The following is a 26,441-nucleotide window of genomic DNA, read 5'->3' as shown; positions in this document are numbered from 1 at the left end:
CGACCGAGGATCCGATCATCCCCCAGCCCGCTCACAGCCCGCGCGCGCCGTCGATCCGGTCGGATCGGAGGGGCGTCCCACGTCGCCGGGTGCGCCCGTGACCGTCCTCGAGGAGGACGGCGAGCCGCGGCGGCAGGTCGGGGCCCTGCCGTTCCGGCACGGGCGGGACGGCAAGACCAAGATCCTGCTGGTGACCTCCCGGGAGAGCCGCCGCTGGGTCATCCCCAAGGGATGGCCGATGAAGGGTCGCAAGCCGTTCGAGGCGGCCGCGCGGGAGGCCTACGAGGAGGCCGGCCTGCGCGGTGCGGTCGGCAAGCGGCCGATCGGGCTGTACCTCTACCAGAAGCGTCTGAGGAACCTCGACACCGTCCTGTGCCAGGTGAAGGTGTTTCCGCTGGAGGTGCGCAAGCAGCTCAAGCATTTCCCGGAGGCGCGCCAGCGGGAACTCCGATGGTTTACCCCGTCGGACGCCGCCGAGGCCGTGTCCGAGCCCGGGCTCGCCGCCCTGATCCGGGCCGCATCGCGCACCTAAAACGGCGCGGAAGCGCAACACGGCGTTGCCAACCCGGCGGCGATCCGTTATGGCCCCACTCGGCCGGACGGAGACGCCCTCGCGGGAGCGCCCCGGTCACCTGCTGCGGTAGCTCAGTGGTAGAGCACTTCATTGGTAATGAAGAGGTCGAGAGTTCAATCCTCTCTCGCAGCACCAGAAACCTTCCCGATCTCGCAATCAGTTCGGACGATGCTAACGGTTCCCTAGCGGAACCCGTCGCAGACTGAGGATCGCGTCGGCTGCCCGGCCGACACCATCCGCTGAAGGGGACGCGCGGACGTGAACTCGACAGCCCTGTTCACCATGCTGGGCCTCGTCATCGGATGGGCGGTCCTGGCCGGCGCGGCCCTGATCACCGGGCGGGTCGCCACCTTCGCGTTCCTGATCCTGACGCTGATCGCCCTCTACCTCTACGTGCCGTGGGTGCGGCTGCGGGCGAGCGGGATCGACGGGTCCAGCCGGCCGGTCCGGTTCTGGACCAACGTCGCCATGCTGGCCGTCAGCCTCGCCGCCTGCCTCGCCTTCGGGATCATGCTCGCCCGGCGCACCGGGCTCCTGTAGGCGCCCGTAGAGCGGCGCGTTCCGCGGCCGCGCCGCGCGCGCCCGGCGATCCCGAGAGAGCTGTCCCCTGTCCGACCACCGAGCGCCCTCACGCGGCGCATCGCGGGCAGAGAAAGGGGCCGCTGATCCGGTCATTCGCGGCGCCCCCTTAACATGGGTGAGGCGCCCTTAACTTACATTGTGTAATTTTGGCCGGTTAGGCGCGGCCCTGATCGTGGATTTTCACGACAATACCCTGGGGCGACGCGGGAAAATTCGTTCGGTCAAATATTGATCGTTATAAAATTCGCGAAAGATCGAACCGTGGTCCCGAGGCGGGGTTGGACAGGGTGCGAGGCGCGATGCTCCCACGGAGTACCGGGCCGACGGCCGATCGTACGGTGGGCTTGAGCACGCCGTGCCTCTCGCGAGGGACAGACATCATGTACTATCACGACAAGCGGCTTCAGTACCCGGTCAAGGTCGACAGCCCCGACCCGATCTACGCCCGCATGCTCCAGCAGGCGATTGGCGGCATCGAGGGCGAGATCCGGGTCGCCTTCCAGTACTTCTTCCAGGCCTGGGGGAACCGCGCCCCGACGACCAAGTACCGCGACATGCTGCTCAATACGGCCACCGAGGAGATCGGCCATATCGAGATGCTCGCGACTGCGGTGGCGCTGAACCTCGAGAACGCCCCTACCAAGGTCCAGGAGGCCGGGGCGGCCGACGCGATCGTCGGTGCCGTGATGGGCGGCGAGAACCCGCGCCACATCGCCGAGGGCATGCTGCACAAGACGCTGCTGTCGACCGGCATGGCCGCCTTCCCGGGTAATTCCGACGGCCAGTCCTTCGACATGAGCCACATCTACGCCAGCGGCAACATCGCGGCCGACATGTACTGCAACGTCGCCGCCGAGAGCACCGGGCGCGTCCTGGCGGTGCGGCTCTACAACGCCACCAACGATGCGGGCATGCGCGACATGTGGAGCTTCCTCATCGCCCGGGACACGATGCACCAGCAGCAATGGCTGGCGGTGATCGAGGAACTCGGCGGCCACGCCGGAACGCTGCCGATCCCGAACTCCTTCCCGCAGGAGAAGGAGAACCAGAAGTTCAACTACAACTTCTTCTCGACGTCGGCGGACGGTTCGCCGCCGCCGGCCGGGCGCTGGACCCAGGGCCCGTCGCTCGACGGCAAGGGCGAGTTCAGCGTCGTCCAGAACCAGCCGATGGGCGAGGAGCCGGTGCTCGGCCCGGCTCGGCCCGACAGCGGTGCCGAGAGCCAGCAGATCGGCTGATCCGCCGGCCGGGACGGCTCACCCGAGGTCGCGGCGCTCCGGTGCGCCACGACCCGCGCGCGGACGGGAACAGGTGGCTCGCAGGACGGTGACACGCGGCACGCTCGTCGACGGTCGTGTCTGCCTCGCCCGGACCGACGCGGAGCGCGCCCCGCTGGTCCGGCGACTGGCGCGGATCGAGGGTCAGGTTCGAGGATTGCGGGCGATGGTCGAGGCCGACAGGCACTGCCTCGACGAGATCCAGCAGATCCGGGCCGCCACCGCGGCATTGCGCGAGGTCGGCCTCCTGATCATCGACCAGCACGTCGCCGCGGGGCTCCGCCTCGCGGCGCGCGATCCGGACCGGGAGGCGGTCATGGCGGACCTCCTCCGGGTTCTGCGGGCGGCCATGGCGGAGGCCGGATAGGCCGGGGCGCCGGCCCGCACCCCCCGGCGCCCACGCTCAGTGCTTGGTCAGCGTCTCGACGACGGTGCCCGGCCCGATGCGCGCCGAGAAACGGGCCAGCCGGCTGCGGCTGGGCTCCTCGAGACCGCCGGCATGCGCGAAGGTCGTCAGGGCGATGCCGACGAGGAACCGGGCCTCCTCGACGGTCACGGCCCGGCCGCTCAGGGTGCTGGCCGCGCCCCGAACGGCGAGGACGGCCTCTTGGAAGGCGGGATCGTCCTCGAGATCCGAGAGCCGGGTCATGGGCACGATCCCGCGGTCGAGAGCGTCCTGCGGCCGCCCCGCTCGGGGCGGGCATTCGCAGCAGCGAGATCTTCGCGTGCGCTGCCGCAGATACGGCCGTGCGGCGAACAGTTTTCCGGTGCGTATGACGTCATCGAACTCCCTCTTTCCGTCGACATCTCTGTCGCGATTGTCGCGGATGCCAGCATATATTGATCCGAAGATGTGCCCATCCGCTGATCTATGTTGCGGCGGATGCGGCGTATTCAGCGATTAATGGCGCCACGCGATTTTTCGTACCCTTCAGGTGATCGGCTATCATGCTCGAACTCTCGCTCGACGCTGATACAATCGACGCGCAGGGCCCCCGGCTCCCCGACAGCGTGCAGTATCACCTCGGCCATCTGCTCGCGGCGACCTACGCGCAGGACAACGTCGAGCCGACCATCGCGGATCGCTTCGCCGAACTGCTGAGGCTGCTCGACGGCGCCTTCGGCCGGGCGCAGGACGGGCGCGAGAAGGCGTTCCAGGCCTCGCTCCTCTCTCTGGTGCCGAACCTGCAGCGCTTCGCCCGCTCGCTCCTGCGCAGCCATGTCGGTGCCGACGACCTCCTGCAGAACACGCTCCTCCGGGCCTGGCGCTCGCGCGCGAGCTTCGCGCCGGGCACGAACCTTGAAGCGTGGCTGTTCACCATCATGCGCAACCAGTTCTACAACGAGCACCGCAAGCGTGGGCGCGAGGTGCAGGACGAGGACGGCGCGCAGGCGGAGCGGATGGTCTCGCTGCCCGAGCAGGGCGGCCATCTCGACCTGAGCGACGTCCAGGCCGCCCTCGACCGCCTGGCGCCGCCGATGCGGCAGGCGCTGGTGCTCGTGGCGATCGAGAACCTCACTTACGAGGAGACCGCCGCCGTCATGCAGTGCCGCATCGGCACGGTGAAGAGCCGGGTCTGGCGGGCCCGGACGCAGCTCGCCGAGATGCTGGGCTACACCGGCCTCGAGGTCGGCAGCGACGACATCATGCTGGCCGCCGCGGGACCGAAGGGCCGGAAATCCACCGCTGTCTCGTGACGGCGGACGGCGGACGGGGTCGCTAGGGACCCGCCTCTGCGCGTAGGGTCGATCCCCGATCCCGGGCTCGAGGAGCCGCCGTTCCCCATGTCGCCGCTCCCCATGCTGCCGCGCGCCCTGATCGCCGCTGCCGTCGTGTTCGGCCTCGCCCTTTCGTCGGCGGCGGTGGCGGCGCGGACCGCACCGGGACCCGCAGCGCGTGCCTGGCTCTCCGACCTCGTCACGCGGATCGATGCCGCGGACCGCGCCGGGACGCGGCCGGGACCGGGCCGTGGCCGCGGAACCGTGGTCGTCCACGTGCAGATCGCCGCGGACGGTGCGGTTCAGGGCGCGGAGATCGAGGAGAGCTCGGGCTCGGCGAAGCTCGATCAACGGGCGCTCCGCGCCGTGCAGGGGATCAGTCCGGCGCCCGCGCCGCCCGCCGCACTCCTGGGTGTGGACGGGATCGTCGATCTCAGCATCCCGGTCGCGCTCGGCCACTGAGCCCGCGCCGAGTATGCGTCTGCCGGCCGGACCCCAATCCCGGCGGCGTCGCCGGACCGGTCAGCGGCTCGGGCCGGTATCGGTGCTGATATAGGCCCCGACGAGATAGCCGGCCTGGAGAGCGGTGAGGTAGGCGAAGAGCAGCAGCACCTTCTCGGCGTCGAACTGAGCCCAGACGAAGATCGAGAGGGCCAGCCACCCGAGGGTGACCAGCATCGAGCTGGCCATCAGAACCGATGCCCGATACCGCCAGCCCTCCCATATGCCCACCGCGAAAAGCAGGGCCGCAACCAGCAACGGGCCGTCTCCTTCCGCGCGAACAGATAAAGTTTTACGCGCTAAACCTCTGGTATTTCGAAGATTTTCGACCGCGCGCCCGACATTCGGGGGGGAGTTTTAATTTTGCATTAACTCGGCCCGCCCGCTGGGGCCGTCCGTCATAGGACGACCCGGTCACGGTCCAAGTCCAGCAACGTCTCCACTCCGCGCCGGCCGCTCGGCGGGCCGGGGATGCAGAATGCGAGCCAGGAAGACGGCGGCGCCGACCGGCAGTTTCACCGGCGATCCATCATTGACAATATCGATAATAGAAATCGATTGCATCTGTTTGGATCATGTTGCTCTGCAGCGTAGATATCCCCTCGAAGCCGGGCACGCCCCGGACAACGAGAGGACTTCAGATCATGACCGTTCGCACCATCGTTCTCGCCGCCCTCGCTGCCGTTCCGATGATCGGGGCCGCTCGCGCCGACGAGAGCATCGCGCTGACCCCGCCGCTCTATCGCGAGCAGGCGCGTCCAACGGCCGCCGTGCGGCCGGCCTCCGAGCTGGCCACGACGCCGCGTCTCGTCCCGGCGAGCCCGGCCTCGCGCCGGGTCGTCGCCACCGCGGTCCCGGCCCGCTGAGGCGGGGCGTGTCCGCGATCCGGCGTCACCGGGTCATCCGGTGGCGCCGGCCGCAAAGCCGGGCCGGTACGAAGCGTCAGCCTAGCCGTCAGGCCGGGCAGGGTTTTCCCCCCGGCAGAACCACCTCGCTCTGCCCGTTGTAGATCTCGCCGCCGCGCACCGGCCAGATCTTCTTGTACCGGAAGGTCCACCGCGTCAGGTTCGAGAGGACCGGGAAGATCGGGTGGTAGGTCATCGTGACTTCCGACACGACGAAGCGGTCGCCGTTCCGGGTCATCCCGGCGGGCGGTGCGCCGAGCGAGGAGCCCGCCGTGCGGGCCTGTCCGTTGGACTCGGCGCTCGAGCAGACCTTGGTCGCCGCCGAGCTGCCGTCGCTGTAGGTGCCCGCCGCCGTGAGCACGATGCTCGCCCGGCTCACGTCGTAGGGGTTGGAGATCGCGCTCGTCGCGGCGAAGACCGGCTTGAGGTCGGCGTAGCTGCCGCGCGAGATCAGGTCCGCCATCGTGGCCGCCGCGTTGTCGAGCCGCTTCCCGATCATGTAGGCGCGGGGCAGCTCGATCGACCCCATCAGGATCAGCAGCAGGATCGGGGCGATCACGCTGAACTCGATCGCGCTCACGCCCTCCCGGTCGCCGATCAGGCGGATCAGGTGGGCGCGCAGGCGACCGCTCAGCACGGCTTGGGCTCGTAATCCTCGGCCCGGAAGATCTCGGTCGTGACCAGCAGCTGAGTCTTGTCGGCCATGATCCGGCCGGTGAAATCCAGCATCTGGAACAGCCGCATCACCGGCACGGCGACCCGGACCGTGACGGTGTCGCCGCCCTGCGGGCACTCGAAGCGCTGGCCGAAGCCCGGCGTCCAGGTCTTCGTGGTCTTGTCGAACGGCTCCGCCGGCTGCGAGGTCGAGAACGAGGGCGTCCGGGAGACGTCGAGGCGCAGGTCGGCGCAGGGGAACAGCGCCGAGGGGCCGGTGCAGACGATCCTGCGGAGGCGCTCGCTCGGATCGCCGCCGTCGGAGCCGTCCTGGAAGGTGCCGGTTCGCAGCTGCCGGACACTCCGGTCGACCGCGATGTCCAGCGTCTGCTGCTCGATCGCGATGACGCCGGATTCCGCCACGACGCCCAGGAGGGCCAGGAACGGCGCGGCCAGGAGCGCGAACTCCACCGCGGAGGCGCCGGTCCGGTGGCCGGCGAACCGTCGGACGCGTCCGGCCGTGCCGGCGCGGCCCTCGGTCCCGCCCGGACGGCGGACGGTCGCGACGCGCCGAAAGATGCCCATCATGCCAAACGAACTCTGCAGGTTCGTGCCTGCGGCCGTCCGGCCGTAGAGGCGCGGACGAAAATAACCCTATGATGAGGCCGTTTAAAAACGGTTCAAATCTGGGTAGAAATTGCGGGTTCAGCAAGATTTTGCGGCCGCGACATGTGATGAGGACGCGAATTCACCCTGAGGTTGTGTGCTGTTGTGTTCATTCGGCGGCCGGCCGGTGAGGCGATCAGTCGTCGAGACGGTGCTGGGCATTGTGCGGCCGCATATAGAAGTTGTTCACAGCTAAAGGCGGCTCTATCGCGTGGCGATAGCTTCGCGGTGCTCGGACGCCACGGATTTTTAGGAGCTGTGCCTTAGACCAACGGTTCGGTGGCCGGTGCCGCCGCAGCCGCCGATCCGGTCCCGCCCTGGGAGACGCGTCCATTTCCCTGTTCTGGAGAGTGCTCCGCGCCGGCCCGCGGGCCCTGACCGACCGGTCCGGCTCGGTCGCCCTGACTTTCGGCCTGAGCGCCGTGGTGCTGCTCGGCCTGACCGGGGGCGGCATCGATTACGCCCGCCTCGCCTCGCGGCGCAGCCAGCTCCAGAACGCGGCCGATGCCGGAGTCCTCGCGGCCGGCAACTACCTCAAGCTCGCCGTCTCGACCTCGGCGGCGGCCAAGAGCATCGTGGTCGACACGGTCCACGCCCAGGCGGCGCCGCGGCCCGAGAGCCCCTACGCTCTCCGCGTCGACGTGGCGGACGACAAGACCAGCGTCGCCACGACGGTCGACGAGACCGTCAAGCTCGCCTTCGGCGGCTTCGTCGGAGTGCCCACCGTCAAGGTCTCGGTCCGCTCGACGGTCCGCGTCGTCGGCAAGATGCGCCTGTGCCTGCTGACGCTGGACCCGCTCGCCGCCGGCGCGTTCGAGCTGGAGAAGAGCGCCGAGGTGACCGCCCAGGATTGCTCGCTCTACAGCAACTCGCAGAGCCCGCGCGGCATGGTCGGCAAGGACAGCGCCTATGCCCGGGCGCAGACAATCTGCACGGCGGGCGGCTTCGACGGCGCCCGCGCGAATTTCGCGCCGCCGCCGCAGACGGGCTGCCCGCCGATCCAGGACCCCCTGAGGGACCGGGCGGCGCCGCCGGTCGGCGCGTGCACGGCGATCCCGTCCTCGGCGAACAGCAAGCGCGACACCTCCGGCAACCTCGTCGACCAGAGCGCCACCCTCGATCCGGGCACCTATTGCGGCGGCCTGTACATCACCAAGAACGCCTCCGTGACGCTGCGCGCCGGCATTTACGTGATGAAAGACGGCCCGCTCATCGTCGACAAGAATGCCGTCATGACGGGAACCGACGTCGCCTTCTACTTCACCGGCAACAAGGGCGGTCTGCTCTTCGACAAGAAGACCACGGTCAGCCTGTCGGCGCCGACCACCGGCCCCATGGCCGGCCTGCTGATGATGGAAGAGCGCTCGGTCAGCGATCCCGTCGACCCCGCGGCGATCCTCGCCGGCCTGGTGGACCAGACCGTCACGCCGCTGCTGCCTGCGCCGCCGCCACCGCCGCCGACCCCGCCGCCGCTGGCCGCGACCAAGCCCATGCGGACCTACCGCATCATCAGCGACAACGCGCGAACCATGCTGGGGACGCTCTACCTGCCGGCCGGCCGCGTGGTGATCGACGCCGACAAGCCCGTCGCCGACCAGTCGGCCTACACGGTGATCGTGGCCCAGCAGGTCAACCTGTACCAGGGCCCGAACCTTTATCTGAACGCGAATTACGACGGGACCAGCGTGCCGGTGCCGAAGGGGGTCGGACCCCTCTCGGGCAAGCTGCTGCTGTCCCAGTAGAGAGGACGCGATGCGGATCCTGCGTCGACTACTCGTCGCCTGGGAGTGACACGGTGCTCGCGCTGATCCTCGACGATTCCGAGATGAACAACCTGCTGATCATGCAGGCGCTCAAGCCCGTGGCCGACTGCGAGCCGGTCGCCTTCACGTGTCCCGTGACGGCGCTCGACTTCCTGCGGGCGCATGTCGACCGGATCGGGGTCGTCGTCACCGACTACGACATGCCCGGCCTGACGGGCCTCGAGGTGATCGCGGCGGCGCGGGCGGTCCCGGGCTTCGCGCACGTGCCGATCGTGATGGTGACGAGCCTCGACCAGCGCAGCCTGCGCCACGAGGCCCTGCGCGCGGGCGCGACCGACTTCCTCGGCAAGCCCTGCGATCCCGTGGAGATCCAGGCCCGCATCACCAACCTGATGAAGATCAGCGCGGCCCACCGGCAGGAGCAGGACCGGGCCGCGTGGCTCGCCCGCGAGGTCGCGGCGGCGGTCGCCGTCATCGAGGCGCGGGAGCGCGAGATCATCGCCCTGCTGATGCGGGCCGCCGAGCACCGCGACACCGATACCGGCGACCACATCGCCCGGGTGGCGGGCTACGTGGGCGTCATCGCCCGGAACCTCGGCTTCGGCCCGGAGGAGATCCGGATCCTGAAGCTCGCCTCCACGATGCACGACGTCGGCAAGATCGGCGTGCCCGACGCGATCCTGCTCAAGCCCGGACCGCTCTCCGCCGAGGAGCGCGCCGAGATGGAGAAGCACGCCGAGCGCGGCCGGCGGATCCTGGAGGGCAGCACCTCCGACGTCGTGCGGCTCGCCGCCGAGATCGCCGAGAGCCACCACGAGCGCTGGGACGGCACCGGCTACCCGAAGGGCCTGCGCGGCGAGGGGATCCCGCTCTCGGGCCGCATCGTGGCTGTGGCGGACGTGTTCGACGCCCTGGTGACCGAGCGGCCCTACAAGGCGGCCTGGCCGCTCGAGCGGGCGCGGGCCTTCGTGGCGGACCAAGCCGGCCGCCACTTCGACCCGCGCTGCGTCGAGGCGTTCCTCGCGGGCTGGGACGCGGTGGCGCGGACCTGCCTGCGCGCCGCCGCCTGATCCGCTCCCCGGTACCGTCGCCCTACCGCCCCTCCCCGTCCCTCCCCGCGATCGGGCCCGACCGGGCCACCTGAAGGAGCCGAGCGTGCATCTCGCGTGGCTGAGGCCGAGGCGCTCCCTGGCGGGCCGGCTGGCTCTGGCGGTGACCGGCGCCGTCACGGCGGCGCTCGTCCTGGCGGCGGCCCTGTCGGTCTGGCGCGAGGTCGCCCGCTACGCCGCCGACAAGCAGGCGGCGCTGGAAGCCGTCGCGCAGGTCTTCGCGCATGGCGGCGCCCGGGCCACCGCGGCGGGCGACGCCGACGGGGCGGACGCGTCGCTGCGGGCGATCGGCAAGGTGCCGTCCATCGTCTACGGGGCGATCGAGCGTCCGGACGGGTCCGTGCTCGCCGAGCAGGGGATCGGCCTGCGCCTGACCCGGGACGCCGCCCAGGACGGCGCGGACCTGTCGCTCCTGCACCTGCTCGCCACCCGCAGCCTCCAGGCGACCGCGCCGATCGTGGAGAACGGGGTCCCGGTCGGCCGGGTCGTGCTGATCGGCGAGACCGACGACATCCTCGGCCATCTCTGGGCCGCCGCGCAGAACGCCGCGCTGGCGGCGCTGCTCGCCGTCGCGATCGGCGTCGGCGTGTCGCTCTACCTGCAGCGCAGCGTCACGCGCCCGCTCGCCGCCCTCGCCCGCACCATGGAGGCGGTCCGCCTGCGCCACGACTACGCGCAGCGCGCGCCCGTGGGCGGCGACGACGAGGTCGGCGCGCTGGCGCGGACCTTCAACGACCTGCTCTCAGCGGTGAACGAGCGCGATCACCGCCTCGCCGCTCACAGCGCCCACCTCGAGGCGGAGGTCAGCGCCCGGACGGCCGACCTGAGCGAGGCCAAGCAGGCCGCCGACGCCGCCAACGCCGCCAAGTCGGCCTTCCTGGCCACGATGAGCCACGAGATCCGGACCCCGATGAACGGCGTCCTGGTCATGGCCGAGCTGCTGGCGGGGTCCGACCTGCCGGCGCGCCAGCGCCGCTACGCCGAGGTCATCGCCCGGTCCGGCCGGTCGCTCCTAGCGATCATCAACGACATCCTCGACTTCGCGAAGGTCGAGGCGGGCAAGCTCGAGCTCGAGCGCGTGCCCGTGAGCCCCGCCGAACTCGCCGACACCGCGGTGACGCTCTTCGCCGAGCGGGCCCGGACGGCCGGGCTCGACCTCGCGGCCGAGGTCGGGCCGGAGGTGCCGCGGGCGATCCTCGGCGACCCGGTCCGCCTCGGACAGGTGCTGAGCAACTTCGTGTCGAACGCGCTGAAGTTCACCCAGGCTGGCCACGTCGCCGTCCGGATGACGGTCGATGCCGCCGACGGGTGCCTCGTGATCGCCGTCTCCGACACCGGGATCGGCATCCCGCAGGACAAGCTGGCGACGATCTTCTCGGCCTTCTCGCAGGCCGACCAGTCGACGACCCGCCGGTTCGGCGGCACCGGCCTCGGGCTCTCGATCGCCCAGCAGATCGTCGCCGCGATGGGCGGCACCGTGGCGGTGACGAGCCGCGTCGGCGCCGGCTCGACCTTCTCGGCGCGCATCCCCGTCACGGTCGCCGAGCCGGCCCGCCCGGTCCGGCGCCGCGACGCGGTGCCGGCCGCGATCGCGCTCGACACGGCCGGTCCCGCCACCCGCGCCGCCCTCGCGGCCGGCCTGCGCGCGGCCGGCTTCGCGCCGGTCGCGCCGGGGAGCGCCGCCGACCACTGGATCGGCGACGCGGCCGCCCTCGTGGCGGCGGGCCGCCGGCCGGACCGGGCCGTGCGGGTGCTCGCGGTCGCGGGACCGGGCGACGGCGCGGCCGACGCGGCGCTCCGCGCCGGTCTCGCCGACGCGGTGCTGCGCTGGCCGGTGACCCAGGCGGAGTGGCAGCCCGTCCTGGCGGCGCTGGCCGCGGGCGACACCCTCGCCGCGGCCGCCTCCCCGCCCTCGCCCGCCGGCACGGACGAGGCACTCCCGCGATTCCCGGCCGCGCGGGTGCTCGTCGCCGACGACAGCGCGGTCAACCGCGAGGTGGCCCTCGAGGCGCTGGCCCGCTGCGGCGTGACCGATGTGGTGACCGTCGAGGACGGGGCCGCGGCAGTGGCGACCGCCGAGACGCAACGCTTCGACCTGATCCTGATGGATGGCAGCATGCCGGTCCTGGACGGCTTCGCGGCCGCGCGGCGGATCCGGCAGCGCGAGGCGGCCACCGGCGGGCGCGTCCCGATCGTCGCCCTCACGGCGCACGTCCTCGGCGAGGCCGCCGACGCCGCGGCGGCGGCCGGCATGGACGGGACGCTCCTGAAGCCCTTCACGCTGCGGCAGCTCGCCGACCTGCTGCAGGCGCAGGTCCCGGCGCTCCGCGTCGCGCCGGCTGCCGCCGCGGCGCATACCGTGACGCCGGCCCCGGTCGCTCCGCTCGCCGCGCCGGCCGTCGCGAACGCCGCCGACGACCTCATCGACGCCGAGGTGATCGACGGGCTGCTCGGCCTCGGAGATGGCGCCTTCCTCGACCGCGTCCTCGACCTGTATCGGGCGCAGGGTCCGGTGGCGCTCGCCGGTCTGAGAGCCGCCCTCGCCGCCTCTGACCAGCCGGCGATCGCCCGGGCCGCGCACAGCCTCAAGTCGATGAGCGCGAATGTCGGCGCGCGCGGCCTCGTGGCGCGGCTGCGCGTCATCGAGGAGGACGCGCGGAACGCGGCCTGCGCCGAGCGGGCGGACGCGTGCGACGCCCTGGACAGCCTGCTCGCCGCGACGATCCGCGGCCTCGAGGAGCGGACGCGGTCCCGGGCGGCGGCCGCCTAGGATCTTCGCGGGCGGCCCCGGAGTCCGTCGGCCCGGCCTATTAAGGCGTTCAGGAAAAGTATTCCATCGGGAGACCGCCCGATTTCGCAGACCTGCCCTGCGATTCGGCATCTGGCATGCCAGCAGGGCCCGCCGTACGGTTGCGCTTCCTCCCAAGCACTCCCTCAGCCCGCCCGGTTCGCCGCGGCGGGCTTTTTCGTCGGCGCTGCCGGCGGGCCGCGGACCGTCCCGACCGCGTCCGCGCGCCGACCCGGCTCGGGATCAGGTGATGAGCATGCGGCGGGTGAACATCGCGGCCGCGAACAGCACGGCGGCGCCGGCGGTGATGATGCTCGTCATCAGGATGCGGCGCGGCTCGGTCGAGGATCCGGCCTTGATGGGCTCGACGATCGGCACCAGGGCCACGACCTGCTGCTGGGCCACGATGCGGGCCCGGTCATAGGCCAGCTGCACGTCGCGGTGATACTTCTCGGCATTCTCGCGCTCGTGCTCGAGATCCTCGAACCGCGTGAGCGCGTCCGAGAGGCGCCGCTTCTCGGTCGGCGCGGTGCCGGCCAGCTGCTGCTGGACCCGCGCGATGTTCGCGTCGAGATCGCCGATCTGCTGCTTCAGGTCGACGATGCTGCGGGATTGCGGGCCGAGGTCCCGCTGGAGCACCGCCAGCTGGACGGCGAGCTTGGTGCGCGTCTCCCGCAGTTCCGAGACCGACTTGATGGTGGCGGTGTTCGACTTGATGACGTCGAGCACGCCCTCGCGGTTGCGCAGCTCGTTCAGGGCGGCGTTGGCCTTGGCCTCGCGCTCCTCCGCGAGCTTCAGGACGCGCGTGCTCACGTCGAGGGCGTCCTTCCGGGACGGCAGGCTGAGGTCGTTCAGCATCCGCTCCGTATCCGTCATGACCGCCTTGGTGATGGCGAGCGACTCGTCGGGATCGAAGGCCTCGACGGTCAGCGACATGATGCCGGACGCCGATTCGACGTCGACGTCGACCCGGCGGCGCCAGTACCGCAGGAACTTCTCGACCGGCTTCTCCGGGTTGAAGCGGGAGAACATGTCGATGTCGTCCCGACCGAACCACGCGCGGATCGGGAGTTCCGCCGCGACCGCTTCGACCATGGGCCGGCTGTGGATGTACTCCTGCGCGATGAGCGTTTCCTGGGCGACGGTCGCCTTGATCACACCGGCATTCGTGCCGACCGTGTCGGGCGTCGCCTTGTCGGCGGTGCCGATGGTCGGCCGGATCGCGAACCGCGCCTCGGTGACGTAGCGGTCGGAGGCGATCAGCCCGTAGTAGATCCCGGCGGCCAGGGTCGGCAGGACGAAGCAGACGACGAACAGGAGCGGCAGCCAGGGGTCGCTTTTGACGTGGCTCTGGTACGAGCGCACGCCCTTCTTGGTGTCGGGCAGGCCCGGGAGGCGCGCGAACTGCCGCAGCGACTGCGCGATCACCTTGTTCCGGTCGATGCCTTTCAGAGGCCGGCCCTGGGCTTTCTCGACCTGCATGTCCATCGTTGCTTCTCGAAGCTCGGGCTTGCGCGGGCGTCGTCGACCCGCGCGGCTTTCACGCCGCTCGCGCAGCCCATCACACGGACAGGCGGCGAAAGCATGTCAGCCGCGCCGTGCCCCCTCCCCCGTGCGGGAGGGCGTTGGGGAGCGGCAGGACGCTTCGAGGTGGAGCGCGCCGTGGAGCCGCTGGGTCCGGATGTGCCTCGTCCGGACGGACCTGATCCCCGACCGGGCGCTCCGCGAGAGCAGACCTCTCCCGACGGATCTCGGGCCTGACCGAGATCCGCGCCGGACCGGTCGGGACCGGCGCTAAGGACTGTCCGCGATCGTGACCTGATCGGCGACACCGTCGGTCTTGCCGCTGAGGCCCGGCACCTCGTCGAGCTGCCGCAGGCTGGTGAACCGGCCGCGCTCCTCCCGGTAGCGCACGATCTCGAAGCCGTGGCCCTTGAGTGCCGGAACGCTGTCCAGTTCCTCGGCCGTCGCCGTGTTGAGATCGATCACGGTGGTGCCCTTCCGCGCCGGTCGGCGCCGTACTCGGTCGCTCCGGTCCCGCGCCGGCCCGGGCGCCTCAGCGGATCGGATCGGCGCGGAACTGCCCGTGGGCGGGCTCGGACGCCCGACAGCGGCAGGCGGGTGGCAGGCCGGTCGGGCCCGTGCGGTTCGGCCCCTCACGGCTCAACAGGCGCAGCAGAACATGCTCGAGCGGCGCCGCCTGGTAGGGCTTCTGGAGCACCGGAACCGCCTGATAGGCGGCGTCCAGGCCGTGCTGCCCGTACCCGGTGGCGAACAGGAACGGCGTATCGCGCGCCAGCAGCAGGTCGGCGACCGGGTAGCTGCGCGCCTCGCCGAGATTCACGTCGAGCACCGCCAGATCGAACGCCTCGGTCCGGGCATGGGCCAGGGCCTGCTCGAGGCGCATCGCCACCACGACCTCGCAGCCCAGGTCGAGCAGCATGTCCTCGGCGAGCATGGCGACGAGGCTCTCGTCCTCGACCAGCAGGACCCGGCGTCCGGCGAGCGGCGTCATGGCGCGCGCGGCCCTTCGACCGCCTCCTGGCCGATCCAGCCGAGCTGGGTCAGCGGGATCCGCATCTGGCAGGTCGCGCCCGCCGGCGCGAAGGTGATCGCCGCGCTGCCGTCGAACTCCAGCGGCAATTGCCGCTCGATGAGCCGTGAGCCGAACCCCTTCCGGGTCGGGGGCGTGACTGGCGGGCCACCCCGCTCCTCCCAGAGCAGGTCGAGCTGCTGACGGCCGTCATCGCGATCGTGAAGGGACCAGGTCACCGCGACCCCGCCCTCGGGCGTCGACAGGGCGCCGTACTTCGCCGCGTTGGTCATCAACTCGTGGAGGGCCATTGCCAGCGTCACTGCCACCTTAGGGTGCAGTCGCGCGTCCGGCCCTTGTAACCGGAAGCGGCCGGCATCGACCTCTGCCAAAAGGTGGGGGGCGAGCGCCCGCTCGACCACGCCGCGCAGGCTGGCGCTCTCCCAATTGTCCTCGACCAGCACGTTGTGGGCGTTGGACAGGGCCGCCATCCGGGCGTCGAAGACGGCGCGCGTCGTCTGGTCCGTCTGCCCGCGGAAGGTCTGCGCGGCGATCGACTGCACCGTGGCGAGAGTGTTCTTCACCCGGTGATTGAGCTCGTTGATCAGCAGGCGTTGGCGCTCGGCGGCCGCCTTCTCCTCGCTGATGTCGCGGACCTCGATGATCGTCCCGATGATGTTGGTCGCGTCGTCGCGGATCGGGCTGGCAGTGAACGCCACGGGGAAGAAGTGCCCGTCCCTGTGCACGAACACCTCCTCGCCGCGCTCCTGATTGTTCTCCGGGAAGGCGCGGTCGATCGCGCACTCCTCCAGCGGGAAGGGCCTTCCGTCCGGGTAGGTGTGGTGGACGATGTCGTGCAGCGGGCAATCGCGGGCGAGGACTTCCCGCAGCGTCCAGCCGGTCAACTGCTCGGCGGCGCGGTTCATGTAGATGCAGTGCTGGCGGTCATCCATCAGGAAGATGGACACCGAGGCGTTGTCGAGGACCGCGTTGAGGCGACGCTCGCTCTCGAAGAGCTGGCCCGACCCACGCCGCAGGCTCGCCAGCGGCGCGCTGGCGGCGGACGAGGATTGAAACGGCTGCCGCGAGTTCGGCACGGTCACGACCCTTCACGCGGGTTGATCTGAGATACCCTGCGCGCGATCCTGGTGGACCTTCGGGACTGGGCACGGTGGGTGGCTGGCCGCGCCGGACGGCCTAGAGGTGGGAGCGTGCAACGCACCATGCGGAGCCGTTGTTCCGCCGCGCGGACGGTCCGGCCGCGCCGTTCCGCCCGGGTCCATATCACGCGGGTCCGGATCACGCGGGTCCGGGCTCCGGGCGGCGCGCGAACAGGGCGGCCCAGTCGGCTCGACGCTCCTGCGGGACGAGGAAGAAATCCCACGTCACGTAGTCGCTGACCGCGAGCCACGTGCTCGCATCGTCGATCAGGTTTCCGGTGATGTCCGCGCAGATGTAGCCGTGGCTCTCGGCGAACCGGTAGAGTGAATCCTGCGCGTGCCCGTAGGCGGAGTAGCCGGCCCAGCCGTACTCCACGCTGACGATCGGGCGGCATCGCCGGAGGAGCTGGGCCGCGCCGCTCAGGGCGTTCAACTCCCCGCCCTCGATGTCCATCTTGATGTAGGCCACCGCGGGGACGTGACTGAGGGCGGTATCGAGCCTCTCCGTCCTGACCTTGATGGTCTTGGACGTGATGGCGGGACTGCTGAAGTAGCGGGCGAGGAGCCCGCTCTCGCCGGGCACGCTCGCGACCGTGAAATCGGTGCGCCCCGCCGCGTCGGAGAGGGCGACGTCGTGCAGCTCGACCTCGGGTCGTCGGCCGAAACGCCCCACCAGATCCTTCATCAGGAACGGGATCGGCTCGAAGGCGTGGACCTTGCCGGTCGGGCCGACGATGTCGACGAACGCGACGAGGTGGAGCCCGGTATGGGCGCCGACGTCGACGACGACATCCCCCGGAGCGAGGAAGCGGCTGTAGCCCTGCCGCAGGATGCGCTCGTAGTCCGGGACCTGACCGGCGTCATGAACCGCCCTGAAGGCGTTGGCGGCGGCCACGGCAGGATGCATGCGCAGGGTCCGTTCAGAGGGGACGAGTCCGGAGGGTCGGCGAGGTCGCGCCCATGGTAGCCCGCCCGGCGCCGGCTCTGCCAGCGCGCCGCGGCGGGGTGCCGACGCCCGCCGCGAGCCCCGACCGGATCAGGCGGGCCGGCCCTTCCCGAACCGCTTCAGCAGTCGCTCGCGCTTCAGGCGCGACAGGCGGGCGATCCAGAACACGCCGTCGAGCTGGTCGATCTCGTGCTGAAGGACCGCGGCCGGGAAGCCCTCGGTCTCCTCCTCGTGGGCGGACCCGTCGAGGTCGCGGTAGCTCAGGCGGATGCGGGCGGCCCGGGTGATCCGCTCGCGCACCCCCGGCATGCTGACGCTGCCCTCATCGTGGGCCTCCGTGTCGGGGGACGCCCAGGACACGACGGGGTTCACGTAGACGCGGGCGCTCTCGTCCGGCGACATCCGCACCACCACGAGGCGCGCGGCCACGCCGATATGCGGGGCCGTCAGGCCGATGGCGCTCTCGGCCATGAGCGTGTCCCGGACGTCGTCGGCGAGGGCCCGCAGGGCCGCGTCGAACGCGTCGACCGGTTCGGCCGGGCGCGTCAGGCGGGGATCGGGAAACAGGACGAGCGGGCGCGCCGGCATGGTTGATCAGTCCGCGTGGGTCGTTTCACCAGCGGCGCCGCGAGGGCCCGCCGCGCGCCATGCAAGCCGCGCCGCGGGGCGGATCGTCAAGACCGGCGCGCCGCAGGCCCGGCCGCGTCGCCGGGTCCCGGGCCGGCCGCGACGGCGCGCGCGACGTGGTGGAGCTTGTCGGGATTGCGCGTGATGTAGATGGCGTCGACCCGGCCGTTCTCGATCGCGAGGGCCGTCGTCTGCAGGAGGCCGCCGCGCTCGCGGGTGACATAGCCCGGAAGCCCGTCGATCCACACGAACCCGACCAGCGCCGCCCGGCCGTCGCCCCACTTGCGCCGCGCGCCCGCGTAGAGCCGGAGCAGGCGCTCGAGCCCCCGGATCGGGTTGACGAAGGCGAGCACCCTGCCGCCCCCGTCCGAAGAGAGCGTCACGCGGTCGGCGAGCAGCGTCCGCAGCCCCGCGACATCGCCGCTCGCGGAGGCCTCGAAGAACGCCCGGGCGACGCGCTCGCCCTCGTCGCGGGTCACGGGAAAGCGCGGGCGCGCGGCCCGGACGTTCCGGCGCGCGCGCGCCGCGAGCTGGCGCACGGCCGGCGCCGTTCGCCCGAGCGTCTCCGCGACGTCGCCGAGCGGCAGGCCGAACACGTCGTGGAGCAGGAAGGCCGCGCGTTCCAAGGGAGACAGCCGCTCGAGCGCGAGCATCAGCGTCAGCGTGAGGTCGTCCTCGTCCACGCCGTCCGCCCCCGGCTCGACCAGCGGCTCGATCAGCGGTTCCGGCAGCCAGGGGCCGACATAGCTCTCCCTGCGCGCGCGCGCCGACTTGATCTGGTCGAGGCAGAGGCGCGTCACGACGCGCGCGAGGAACCGGTCGGGCGCCGCGACCCCGCTCCGGTCCGCCGCGACCCAGCGCAGCCACGCGTCCTGCACGACGTCCTCGGCCTCGCTGCGCGAGCCGAGCATGCGGTAGGCGATGCGCAGGAGCCGGGGACGGTGGGCCTCGAAGGCGGCGGTCCCGTCCCCGCGCCCCGGCGGCATGACCGGACCGGAGGCCTGATCGCGTCGGGGCGGAGCCCGCCCGCGGGGAAGGTCGGGTCCCGTCATGCCGTCGTGAGCCAGGTCTCGAAGCGCGTATCCCCGAGGCGGGCCGCGGCCGCGTCGTCGGGGACCAGGGAGCCTCGCGCCAGCGCGGCACCGAAGTAGCGGGCCGCGGCGTCGACCGTCACCGCGCGGCCGTCGCCGGCGGCCGCCGCGCGCCGGGCGACGAACGCCCGGAACGGCAGCCGCTCCGGCCCCGCGACGTCGATCGTCCCGTCGACCGGCGCGCCGACCGCCACCGCGGCGAGCGCCGCGGCCACGTCCGCCGCCGCGATGGGCTGGAAATCCGCGTCCGGCACGAGGATCCGCTCCCCGACCGCGAAGGCTTCGGCGATCGTCGCGACGAACTCGAAGAACTGGGTGGCGCGGACGATGGTGTAGGGAAGGCCCGACGCCGCGATCAGCCGCTCCTGCGCGACCTTCGCCCGGAAGTAGCCGTTGCCGTCCGCGCGGTCCGCGCCGACGATCGAGAGGGCGACGTGGTGCTTGACGCCCGCCTGCCGGCCGGCGGCGAGGAGGTTGCGGCTCGAGCGCTCGAAGAAGTCGCGCACCGCCGCCTCCTCGAAGGAGGGCGCGTTCGCCACATCGACCACGGTGTCGGCGCCGACGAGAACCTGGGCCAAGCCGGCGCCGGTCACGGCGTCGACGCCCGTGCTCGGGGAGGCGGGGACGGCCTCATGGCCCGCGCGCTTCAGCTCGGCCGTCAGATGCCGGCCGATCAAGCCGCTGCCGCCGATCACCACGATCTTCATGACGTCTGTCTCCCGCGCGGACCGGGCCGAGGGGCACCCTGCCGCTCCGGCGTCCCGGTCGGCGACAGGACGATGCAGCATCCCGGTTTGTGACATCCCGCCGCAAAAAGCGACGGCCGCGGCGTTGCGAGAGGCCGCGACCGGCGCTACGGAGGCCCCCCCGCCGGAGCCGAGACGCCGATGAGACTGACCCTGACTGCAACGCCGCCCCGCCTTGTCGCCAGGACCGTCTCTCCGCATGCCAGCACAGCTCGCCCTCCTGAACCTCGCGTGGACCGCGCCTGACGGGCGCGCCGTCCTCTCCGGCATCACCGCCAGCTTCGGGCAGGAGCGGACCGGCATCGTCGGCCGCAACGGGGCCGGCAAGAGCACGCTCCTGAACCTCCTGGCCGGCCGCCTCGCGCCGACGGGCGGCAGCATCCACCGCGACGGCACGGTCGCCCTGCTGCGCCAGTTCGCGGCCCCGACCGCCGACGAGACCGTCGCCGACCTGTTCGGCGCGACGGCGGGCTTGGCGCTGCTCCGCCGCGCGGAGGCCGGTGCGGCGGAGGCCGACGAGCTCGCCGTCGCCGACTGGACGCTCGCGGAGCGCCTGACGGGAGCGCTGGCGCGGATGGGCGTGGCGGTGGACCCCGACACGCCGCTCCGGCGCCTCTCCGGCGGGCAGCGCGCCCGCGCGGCGCTGGCGGCGGCGATCTTCGCCGCGCCGGATTTCCTGCTCCTCGACGAGCCGACCAACGACCTCGATCGCGACGGGCGGCGGGCGGTCCTGGAACTTCTGCAGGGATGGCGCGCCGGCGCGATCGTGGTCAGCCACGACCGGGCCCTGCTCGACGCGATGGACGCGATCGTGGACCTCGCGCCGGCGGAGGCGACCCGCTACCGGGGCAATTTCGACGCCTTCCGGCAGGCCAAGGCGACGCGTCTCGCCGCGGCCGAGCACGACCTCGCGGTCGCCGAGAAGCGGACGACGGACCTCGCCCGCCGGGCGCAGGAGCGCGTCGAGCGCCAGCAGCGCCGCGACGCGGCCGGGCACCGCCGCTCCGCGAAGGGCGACCTGCCCCGGATCCTGGCCGGGGCTCGCCGGGACAACGCGGAGCGGACGGCGGGCGGGAGCGCGCGCCTCACCGAGCGCCAGCGCGCCGGCGCCGAGGCCGATCTGGCGGAGGCCCGGGACCGGATCGCGGCGGTGAAGCCGGCCGCGATCGCGCTCCCGCCGAGCGGGCTCCACGCCGACCGGCGCGTCCTCGCGCTCACCGACGTGACGGTCGGCTACCGGCCGGGTCAGCCGGTCCTGCGGGACGTGTCCCTCGCGGTCACGGGTCCGGAGCGCGTCGCCCTCCGCGGGCGGAACGGCTCGGGCAAGTCGACCCTGCTCGCGCTGGTCGCCGGCCGCCTCAGCCCGTGGTCGGGCCGCGTCTCGGTCGGGGTGCGCGCCGCGCTGCTCGACCAGCGCCTCGACCTCCTCGATCGCGACCGGACCGTGGCGGAGAACTTCGCGCGTCTCAACCCGGAGGAGGACGCGAACGGGTGCCGGGCGGCGCTGGCGCGGTTCCAGTTCCGGGCGGCGGCCGCGGACCGCCACGTCGCGGCGCTGAGCGGCGGCGAGCGGGTCCGGACCGCCCTCGCCTGCGTGCTCGGCAACCGCGCGCCCCCGCCCCTCCTGATCCTCGACGAGCCGACCAACCACCTCGACCTGGACGCGGTCGAGGCTCTCGAGGCCGGGTTGGCGGCCTATGACGGCGCGCTCCTCGTCGTCAGCCACGACGCGGCCTTCCTGGACGCGTTGGGGATCACCCGGCGCGTCGACCTCGACGACCTCGCCGACCGGCCCCGCGCCTGAGGGTGGCATCCGGAACGGCGGCGGGACGGGACGCAGTCGCCGCCCCCTACCCCGCCGGGTCTTCAGGAGGCGTCGGTTCAGTCCGCACGCGTCCCGGCCGGATCGAGCCGGAGGGTGAACAGGCGCAGGACGGTGCGGCCGCCGCGCACGGGCCCGACAGCCACGATCCGCGCCCCGCCGGACGGCGCCGCCCGGACGACCGCCTCGGAGGCGAGGCAGTCGCAGGGCAGCGCGCGGGTCATCTGTTCCAGCCGACGGGCCACGTTGACGGTGTCGCCGACTGCCGTGAACTCGACCCGCTCCGCCCCGATGACGCCGATGAAGACCGGGCCGCGATGCAGCCCGATGCCGACCCGCACCGGTGGCAGGCCGGCCTGTCCGCGCTCCCGGCTCCAGGTCGCCATCGCGGCCGCGAGCGCGCGGGCCGCCGCGACGGCGCGACCGGCATCCCCGGGCGCTGCGTCCGGCACGCCGAACACCGCCATCACCTCGTCGCCGACGAACTTGTCGACGAAGCCGCCCGCCGCCTCGATCGCCCGCGCGGCACGGGACCGGAACGCGGCGAGGAACGCCGCGACCTCGCCGGGCGCCATGCCCTCGCAGAGGCGGGTGAAGCCGCGGATGTCGGCGAAGAGCACCGTCGCCTCCTGCTCCCAGCCGGGGCGCCGGGCGGCGCGATCCGTCTCGGCGACCCATCGGGCGACCGTCGGCGCGGTCAGGCGCGCGAGGTTGTTCCGCTGCCGCGTCGCGGCGCACGCGGCGCCGCGCAGGCGGTGCACCCGCAGCGAGAGCCATGCCAGGGCGAGCCCGCCGAGCCCGACCGTGACGGGCTCGGGCGTCGTCGTGGCCGCGAGCGCCAGGAGCAGCGGCAGCGGCGCCGCGGCGAGGAGCCGGCCGCGCCCCGCCGCCGCGACGGCGAGGTGTCGGCGGAGGGGAACGGCCCGCGCCCGTCGCCCGACACCGCCAGCGAGCCCGGAACAGGCGTCCGCCGTGTCCGCGCGGGGCTCCCGCAGCGCCATCGCGGGCATCAGCAGCGCGAGCAGACGCGGGCGATGATGCGCTGCGCCCGGGAATGCTCCCGCTCCACGGCGGGGGAGCGGAGGTCTAGATCCGTCCGGAACGGGCGTGCCCGGGCGATCGCCGCGACGCTCGGGACGTCGGGCTGCGCGAAGCGCGGGACCGGCTGCGCCGGCGCGGCGGTCGGGGCCGCCAGGACTGTCAGCATCGTCCCGAGCGCGGTGGCTGCGGCGGCCCGTGTGCGGTGTGAGATCATGATCTCGTGCTCCTCGTGGTGGAGCGTCCGAAGTAAAAATCCGATCTTTCACCGCGATTTCGGCGGATCGGAAAACAATGACAGCAGACACGCGGCGCGAACGACGGGCGGGCGCGGGATCGTTGCCGGGACGGTCGTGACCCGGGTCCGGGCTCGTCGCCCCGACAGTCGCCCCAATGGTCGCCCCGACACGCGAACGGCACCCGGTCCGCCAGACCGGGTGCCGTGATGGGCGCGGATGCGGGGGCCGTCCCCGCCGGGACAGTCCCGGGACGGTCCCACGCCGGGTGCGGCGGACGCTCAGGCGGCGCTGCGCGCGCGGTCGCCGTGGCTGGACAGGAGCCGCAGGATCTCGGCCTTGGCGTCGTAGGCGGCGAACTCGGCGGCGAGGCGCCGCGCCTCCCGGCGATGGCCGGGCGCGTCGAGTACGGTCCGCACCGCCTTCCGGATCGCCTCCGGCGTCGGGTCATTCGCGGCGAGGTCGATCCCGGCCCCCGACCACGCGATGCGGGCGTTCACGTCGGCCTTGTCCTCGGTGAGGCCGGCGGCGACGAGGGGGATCCCGTGGCTCAGGGCCTGGTTCACGCTCCCGTAGCCGCCGTTGGTCACCATGGCGTCGACCCGGGGCAGCAGCCACTCGAAGGGCAGGTAGGGCGAGAGCCGCGCGTTGGCCGGGATCGGGCCGGGGATCGCGTCGAGCCCCCGGCCGCCGCCCGTCACCACGGTCAGGATGTCGGTCTCATCGGCCAGCGCCCGGAGGGCGGGGCCGACGAGCAGGCCGAAATCGTGGTTCGCGACCGTGCCCTGCGTGACCAGCACGACCTTGCGCGCGCCGTCGAGGTCGCCCGCCCAGGGCGGGAGCGCCGCCTGCCCCGGGACGATCGGCAGCGCCCCGATGAAGCGCACCGTCGGCGGCAGCGGGAACGGGTACTCGAAACTAGGGACGGTCAGCTGCAGGTAGGTGTCGGCGAGCCGGACCACCGCGTCGAACAGCGGCCAGGGCGGGGCGGCCCGGCCGAGTTCCGCCAGCTTGGCGGCGAGGCTCAGCCCGACCGGCCGGTCGACCGCCGCCTCGTAGGCCTCTGCGATGCGGCCGTAGGCGGCCTCCTGCTCGGGCGTCTCGGCCGGCGGGAGGCCCAGGAAGGCCGGAGCCCGGTCGGGCCGCGCGCAGTGCAGGATCGACGTGCCGCACAGGACGATGGCGGGGCGCTCCGCGCGCGGCCCCAGCAGCAGCGGCAGGGCGCCGAAGAACATGTCGTCGCCGATCACCAGCGAGGCCGGGAAGGCCCGGAGCGCCGCGCGCAGGCCGCGCGCCTGGTCGGGGATGCGGTCGACGAACACGCGCTCCATGGCGACGCGCAGCCAGTCCGGTCCCGGCGCGATCTCGGCAAGTTCGGGCACGACCGCGCGGAGGTCGCGGCCGTCGAAATCCGCCGCGCCCGGCAGCGCCATGAAGCGGGCGCCGGCCGCCACGATGCGGTCGCGGAAGGCCGAGCCCGAGAGGACCATGACCTCGTGGCCGTCCGCGATCAGCATGTGGGCGATGGCGAGGAGGGGATTGAGATGGCCCGTGGCGGGCGTCGAGCAGAGGAGGACCTTCATCGCTTGTCCTTTCCGTGGGGGGCGTGAGGGCGCCGCGATCGCGGCGCGTTCGCCGGGGCGTCCGGGAGCGAGGCTGGGGGCGGTCCGTTACGGCGTCGCTGCGGCGCGGGGCCGAAGCGGCTACGGCTGCAACGGGCGCGCGTCGGACGCGCGGGAGACGGCGCGACAGGGTCGCAGCGGTCCGGAGGGGCGGCGATCCTGTCGAGGCAGCCGCGCCCTGGTCCCCCTCCCGTGCGGGAGAGGGACCTCGCTACGCGCGGCGAAGGGCTCGGCGAGCGCCGCCGTCCCCATCCGGTCGGGAACGGCGCTAGGCGGCGACCCGCAGCGCGTCGATGCGGCGGATGCCGCTGTGGCCGCGGAGGACCGGCATCGCGCCGGTCAGGCGCAGGCGCGGGGCGAGGCGCAGCACGGCGCCCAGTCCCTCCTCCAGCTCGACCCGCGCCAGGGCCTCGCCGATGCACCGGTGCGCGCCGCCGCCGAAGACCGGGTGGAGGCGCGGGAGGTCGGTGCGCCGGATGTCGAACGTGTCGGGACGCGCGTAGACCGTCTCGTCCCGCATCGCCGACAGCGTCGAGAGCAGCATCAGGCTTCCGGCCGGCACGACGTGCCCGTCGAGGGGAATGTCCTCCCGGGCGACCCGGCCGGCGGAGCCGGCGCTCGGCTCGTAGCGGAGCGACTCCGCCACCGCGGCCGGGATCAGGTCGGGATCGCGGCTGACCGCCGCCCACTGCTCGGGATGCTGCAGCAGCAGCGCCACCTGCATGGCGCCGGCGACCCGGGTCGTGTCGGTGCCGCCGATGATCATCTGCACGAGCTGGATCACCACCTCCTGCTGCGTGAGCTCGCCGGCCGCCTCGGTCTCCGCGAGGAAGCGCGACAGGAAATCGGCGCGGGGCGCCGACCGGCGCGCGGCGAGGATCCCGGCCACGTAGTCCTGCAGCGCGACCGCCGCCGCCTCCAGATCGGGGATGTCCTCCGGTCCGAAGGTGAAGCTCAGCACCCGGGAGACCTCGTAGGCGAGGTGCGTGAACCGCGGGATGTCGTCGCGCGGCAGGCCGAGGATGTCGGCGATGACCTGGGCCGGGATCTGCGCGGTGTAGCGCGCGACGAGGTCGACCTCCCCGTCCCCCAGCCAGTCGCGGACGAGGCCCTCAGCGGCGACGCGAATCCGGGGCCGAAGGCCCTCGATCAGGCGCGCCGCGAAGGTGCGGGTGAAGGGCGAGCGGCGCCGGCGGTGGACCGCGCCGTTGGCCGTGAGCATGCCGTGCGCGAAGATGTCGAACAGCGCCCCCTCGGGGATCGCGCGCGACTCCGGATAGAGCGTCTCCGTGGCTTGGGCGCGGGGGTCGCGCATCAGCAGGTCGACGTCGCGGGCGCGGAGGACGAGGACGCCCGCGACCTCGTGGCCGACGAAGGGCAGCCGCGGCCGCCAGGCGCGGTAGACACCGTGCGGGTCGGCCTCCAACTCCGCCACCGTGAGCGTCGGGACGCCGGTCGGGACGCGGGTCGGGGCTTCGGGCGGGCCTGCCTGTCGCGTCAGATCTTCGGTCGCATTCATCTGTGGATTCTCGCTGCTGTGTTGCGCGAGAACTCTCGGAAGCCCGGACTACAGGATGATTGCGGGAGCTGGGTCGAACATTACAGCCATAACATGCGGCGCGCCGGCGGCCCGGTCGCCGCCGCGGCCGCCTTGTGCGGAAGAGCACGCCGGTCGCCGCGCGGATGGTGTGTGAGATGTTCCGAAATCATGCCGTAACTTGACCCTTCGAAAAAGGCGCCGCTTCGCAGAAGGAGAAGTCCTCATGGTTGCAGGGCTGGCGAATACGGACGACGTCTTCGAGACGCTGCTCCGACGGACGATCACGGACTTCGTGATCGGCGGTATGGACCACGGGATCCCGGACGAGGACGGCCTGATCGTCCGCCTGAGACAGTACGAGCAGCGGGCGCGCCAGGAGCAGCTGAGCTCCCAGACGCTCCAGGTCATCTCGTCGGCGCGGCGCCTCCTGGGCGACCGGACGGAGGCCGGCCCGGCGTCCTGACGCGCCCCGCGCGACGGGTCGCGGGACGGCCTCCGCGGAGGGGCCCGGCCCGCCTGACGGGCGTTGGTCCCGCGGCGTC

The 26,441-nt window shown here is 72.4% G+C and carries 28 protein-coding genes and 1 tRNA gene; 13 read left to right on the top strand and 16 right to left on the bottom strand.

Going from position 1 to position 26,441, the window contains the following annotated elements:
* The first annotated feature begins 97 nt into the window (after positions 1 to 97).
* The 5 genes from H288_RS0108810 to H288_RS0108790 all read left to right on the top strand — a co-directional run bounded on the left by H288_RS0108810 (position 98) and on the right by H288_RS0108790 (position 2,800).
* A complete protein-coding gene (locus tag H288_RS0108810) occupies positions 98 to 532 on the top strand; it encodes an NUDIX hydrolase (protein ID WP_020092221.1) in 435 nt (144 codons plus the stop codon).
* 102 nt (positions 533 to 634) lie between these two features.
* Positions 635 to 709 (top strand) — tRNA-Thr (locus H288_RS0108805).
* Between the two features lie 123 nt (positions 710 to 832).
* Positions 833 to 1,114 carry a hypothetical protein gene (locus H288_RS0108800; RefSeq protein WP_020092220.1) on the top strand — a complete coding sequence of 94 codons (282 nt, stop codon included), beginning with the start codon at positions 833 to 835 and terminating at the stop codon, positions 1,112 to 1,114.
* Between the two features lie 422 nt (positions 1,115 to 1,536).
* Positions 1,537 to 2,394 carry a manganese catalase family protein gene (locus tag H288_RS0108795; RefSeq protein ID WP_020092219.1) on the top strand — a complete coding sequence of 286 codons (858 nt, stop codon included), beginning with the start codon at positions 1,537 to 1,539 and terminating at the stop codon, positions 2,392 to 2,394.
* 88 nt (positions 2,395 to 2,482) lie between these two features.
* Positions 2,483 to 2,800 carry a metal-sensitive transcriptional regulator gene (locus H288_RS0108790; protein WP_026604783.1) on the top strand — a complete coding sequence of 106 codons (318 nt, stop codon included), beginning with the start codon at positions 2,483 to 2,485 and terminating at the stop codon, positions 2,798 to 2,800.
* Between the two features lie 36 nt (positions 2,801 to 2,836).
* On the opposite strand, the gene H288_RS0108785 is transcribed toward H288_RS0108790, so the two are convergent.
* Positions 2,837 to 3,082 (bottom strand): hypothetical protein, encoded by a 246-nt coding sequence (locus H288_RS0108785; RefSeq protein ID WP_020092217.1) that lies wholly within the window; start codon positions 3,080 to 3,082, stop codon positions 2,837 to 2,839.
* A gap of 299 nt (positions 3,083 to 3,381) precedes the next feature.
* Between H288_RS0108785 and H288_RS0108780 the strand changes: the two genes are divergently transcribed.
* Together H288_RS0108780 and H288_RS0108775 are read left to right on the top strand one after the other, a co-directional pair.
* Positions 3,382 to 4,131, top strand: a complete 750-nt coding sequence (locus tag H288_RS0108780; RefSeq protein WP_020092216.1) for a sigma-70 family RNA polymerase sigma factor — start codon at positions 3,382 to 3,384, stop codon at positions 4,129 to 4,131.
* Positions 4,132 to 4,218: 87 nt separating this feature from the next.
* On the top strand, positions 4,219 to 4,614 hold the full coding sequence (locus tag H288_RS0108775) for a TonB family protein (RefSeq protein ID WP_020092215.1): 396 nt from the start codon (positions 4,219 to 4,221) through the stop codon (positions 4,612 to 4,614).
* A 60-nt stretch (positions 4,615 to 4,674) separates the two neighbouring features.
* Here the strand turns inward: H288_RS0108775 and H288_RS0108770 are convergent, their stop codons facing one another.
* Positions 4,675 to 4,842: a hypothetical protein gene (locus H288_RS0108770; protein WP_020092214.1), complete on the bottom strand. Its 168-nt coding sequence runs from the start codon at positions 4,840 to 4,842 to the stop codon at positions 4,675 to 4,677.
* A 455-nt stretch (positions 4,843 to 5,297) separates the two neighbouring features.
* Here H288_RS0108770 and H288_RS0108765 point away from each other — a divergent pair, with 455 nt between their 5' ends.
* Positions 5,298 to 5,519: a hypothetical protein gene (locus tag H288_RS0108765; protein ID WP_020092213.1), complete on the top strand. Its 222-nt coding sequence runs from the start codon at positions 5,298 to 5,300 to the stop codon at positions 5,517 to 5,519.
* A gap of 88 nt (positions 5,520 to 5,607) precedes the next feature.
* On the opposite strand, the gene H288_RS0108760 is transcribed toward H288_RS0108765, so the two are convergent.
* Both H288_RS0108760 and H288_RS0108755 read right to left on the bottom strand, forming a co-directional pair.
* Positions 5,608 to 6,195, bottom strand: a complete 588-nt coding sequence (locus tag H288_RS0108760) for a TadE/TadG family type IV pilus assembly protein (RefSeq protein ID WP_020092212.1) — start codon at positions 6,193 to 6,195, stop codon at positions 5,608 to 5,610.
* Complete coding sequence (locus H288_RS0108755; protein WP_020092211.1) at positions 6,189 to 6,800, bottom strand: TadE/TadG family type IV pilus assembly protein; 612 nt, start codon at positions 6,798 to 6,800, stop codon at positions 6,189 to 6,191. Before H288_RS0108755 ends, H288_RS0108760 begins: the two co-directional genes overlap by 7 nt.
* A gap of 428 nt (positions 6,801 to 7,228) precedes the next feature.
* On the opposite strand from H288_RS0108755, the gene H288_RS0108750 reads away from it, so the two are divergent.
* From H288_RS0108750 to H288_RS0108740, 3 genes are all read left to right on the top strand, one after another.
* Positions 7,229 to 8,620, top strand: a complete 1,392-nt coding sequence (locus tag H288_RS0108750; RefSeq protein WP_020092210.1) for a Tad domain-containing protein — start codon at positions 7,229 to 7,231, stop codon at positions 8,618 to 8,620.
* A gap of 53 nt (positions 8,621 to 8,673) precedes the next feature.
* Positions 8,674 to 9,711 carry an HD domain-containing phosphohydrolase gene (locus tag H288_RS0108745; protein ID WP_020092209.1) on the top strand — a complete coding sequence of 346 codons (1,038 nt, stop codon included), beginning with the start codon at positions 8,674 to 8,676 and terminating at the stop codon, positions 9,709 to 9,711.
* A gap of 85 nt (positions 9,712 to 9,796) precedes the next feature.
* Positions 9,797 to 12,520: an ATP-binding protein gene (locus H288_RS0108740; protein WP_020092208.1), complete on the top strand. Its 2,724-nt coding sequence runs from the start codon at positions 9,797 to 9,799 to the stop codon at positions 12,518 to 12,520.
* A 261-nt stretch (positions 12,521 to 12,781) separates the two neighbouring features.
* On the opposite strand, the gene H288_RS0108735 is transcribed toward H288_RS0108740, so the two are convergent.
* The 8 genes from H288_RS0108735 to H288_RS0108700 form a co-directional block, all read right to left on the bottom strand.
* Positions 12,782 to 14,020: a capsule biosynthesis protein gene (locus H288_RS0108735; protein WP_307188536.1), complete on the bottom strand. Its 1,239-nt coding sequence runs from the start codon at positions 14,018 to 14,020 to the stop codon at positions 12,782 to 12,784.
* A gap of 312 nt (positions 14,021 to 14,332) precedes the next feature.
* Complete coding sequence (locus H288_RS0108730) at positions 14,333 to 14,527, bottom strand: helix-hairpin-helix domain-containing protein (RefSeq protein WP_020092206.1); 195 nt, start codon at positions 14,525 to 14,527, stop codon at positions 14,333 to 14,335.
* 67 nt (positions 14,528 to 14,594) lie between these two features.
* Positions 14,595 to 15,053 (bottom strand): response regulator, encoded by a 459-nt coding sequence (locus H288_RS0108725; protein ID WP_020092205.1) that lies wholly within the window; start codon positions 15,051 to 15,053, stop codon positions 14,595 to 14,597.
* Entirely contained in the window at positions 15,050 to 16,174 is a 1,125-nt protein-coding gene (locus H288_RS0108720) for an HWE histidine kinase domain-containing protein (protein WP_020092204.1), read from the bottom strand. The genes H288_RS0108725 and H288_RS0108720 overlap by 4 nt, the downstream gene beginning before the upstream one ends.
* 196 nt (positions 16,175 to 16,370) lie before the next feature.
* On the bottom strand, positions 16,371 to 17,138 hold the full coding sequence (locus H288_RS0108715; RefSeq protein ID WP_020092203.1) for an FkbM family methyltransferase: 768 nt from the start codon (positions 17,136 to 17,138) through the stop codon (positions 16,371 to 16,373).
* Positions 17,139 to 17,267: 129 nt separating this feature from the next.
* Positions 17,268 to 17,765, bottom strand: coding sequence for a peptide deformylase (locus tag H288_RS0108710; RefSeq protein WP_020092202.1), 498 nt, complete (start codon positions 17,763 to 17,765; stop codon positions 17,268 to 17,270).
* A gap of 86 nt (positions 17,766 to 17,851) precedes the next feature.
* A complete protein-coding gene (locus tag H288_RS0108705; protein WP_020092201.1) occupies positions 17,852 to 18,790 on the bottom strand; it encodes a sigma-70 family RNA polymerase sigma factor in 939 nt (312 codons plus the stop codon).
* A 62-nt stretch (positions 18,791 to 18,852) separates the two neighbouring features.
* The gene (locus tag H288_RS0108700) at positions 18,853 to 19,602 is read right to left on the bottom strand and encodes an NAD(P)H-binding protein (protein WP_020092200.1); all 750 of its coding nucleotides are present in this window, start codon (positions 19,600 to 19,602) and stop codon (positions 18,853 to 18,855) included.
* Positions 19,603 to 19,840: 238 nt separating this feature from the next.
* Here H288_RS0108700 and H288_RS0108695 point away from each other — a divergent pair, with 238 nt between their 5' ends.
* The gene (locus tag H288_RS0108695) at positions 19,841 to 21,445 is read left to right on the top strand and encodes an ATP-binding cassette domain-containing protein (RefSeq protein ID WP_020092199.1); all 1,605 of its coding nucleotides are present in this window, start codon (positions 19,841 to 19,843) and stop codon (positions 21,443 to 21,445) included.
* Between the two features lie 77 nt (positions 21,446 to 21,522).
* Here H288_RS0108695 and H288_RS0108690 read toward each other — a convergent pair whose 3' ends face one another.
* The 4 genes from H288_RS0108690 to H288_RS0108675 all read right to left on the bottom strand — a co-directional run bounded on the left by H288_RS0108690 (position 21,523) and on the right by H288_RS0108675 (position 25,878).
* A complete protein-coding gene (locus H288_RS0108690) occupies positions 21,523 to 22,464 on the bottom strand; it encodes an adenylate/guanylate cyclase domain-containing protein (RefSeq protein WP_020092198.1) in 942 nt (313 codons plus the stop codon).
* An 8-nt stretch (positions 22,465 to 22,472) separates the two neighbouring features.
* On the bottom strand, positions 22,473 to 22,718 hold the full coding sequence (locus H288_RS0108685; protein ID WP_020092197.1) for a hypothetical protein: 246 nt from the start codon (positions 22,716 to 22,718) through the stop codon (positions 22,473 to 22,475).
* A 300-nt stretch (positions 22,719 to 23,018) separates the two neighbouring features.
* Positions 23,019 to 24,320: a glycosyltransferase gene (locus H288_RS0108680; RefSeq protein ID WP_020092196.1), complete on the bottom strand. Its 1,302-nt coding sequence runs from the start codon at positions 24,318 to 24,320 to the stop codon at positions 23,019 to 23,021.
* Between the two features lie 307 nt (positions 24,321 to 24,627).
* A complete protein-coding gene (locus H288_RS0108675; protein WP_020092195.1) occupies positions 24,628 to 25,878 on the bottom strand; it encodes a cytochrome P450 in 1,251 nt (416 codons plus the stop codon).
* A 244-nt stretch (positions 25,879 to 26,122) separates the two neighbouring features.
* On the opposite strand from H288_RS0108675, the gene H288_RS0108670 reads away from it, so the two are divergent.
* A complete protein-coding gene (locus H288_RS0108670) occupies positions 26,123 to 26,362 on the top strand; it encodes a hypothetical protein (RefSeq protein WP_020092194.1) in 240 nt (79 codons plus the stop codon).
* The last annotated feature ends 79 nt before the right edge of the window (positions 26,363 to 26,441 follow it).

Origin of the sequence: Methylobacterium sp. 285MFTsu5.1 (assembly GCF_000383455.1) — a bacterium.
Taxonomy (GTDB): Bacteria; Pseudomonadota; Alphaproteobacteria; order Rhizobiales; family Beijerinckiaceae; genus Methylobacterium.
The sequence above is the reverse complement of the archived record's forward strand: the minus strand, read 5'-3'. Positions and strand labels throughout refer to the sequence as shown.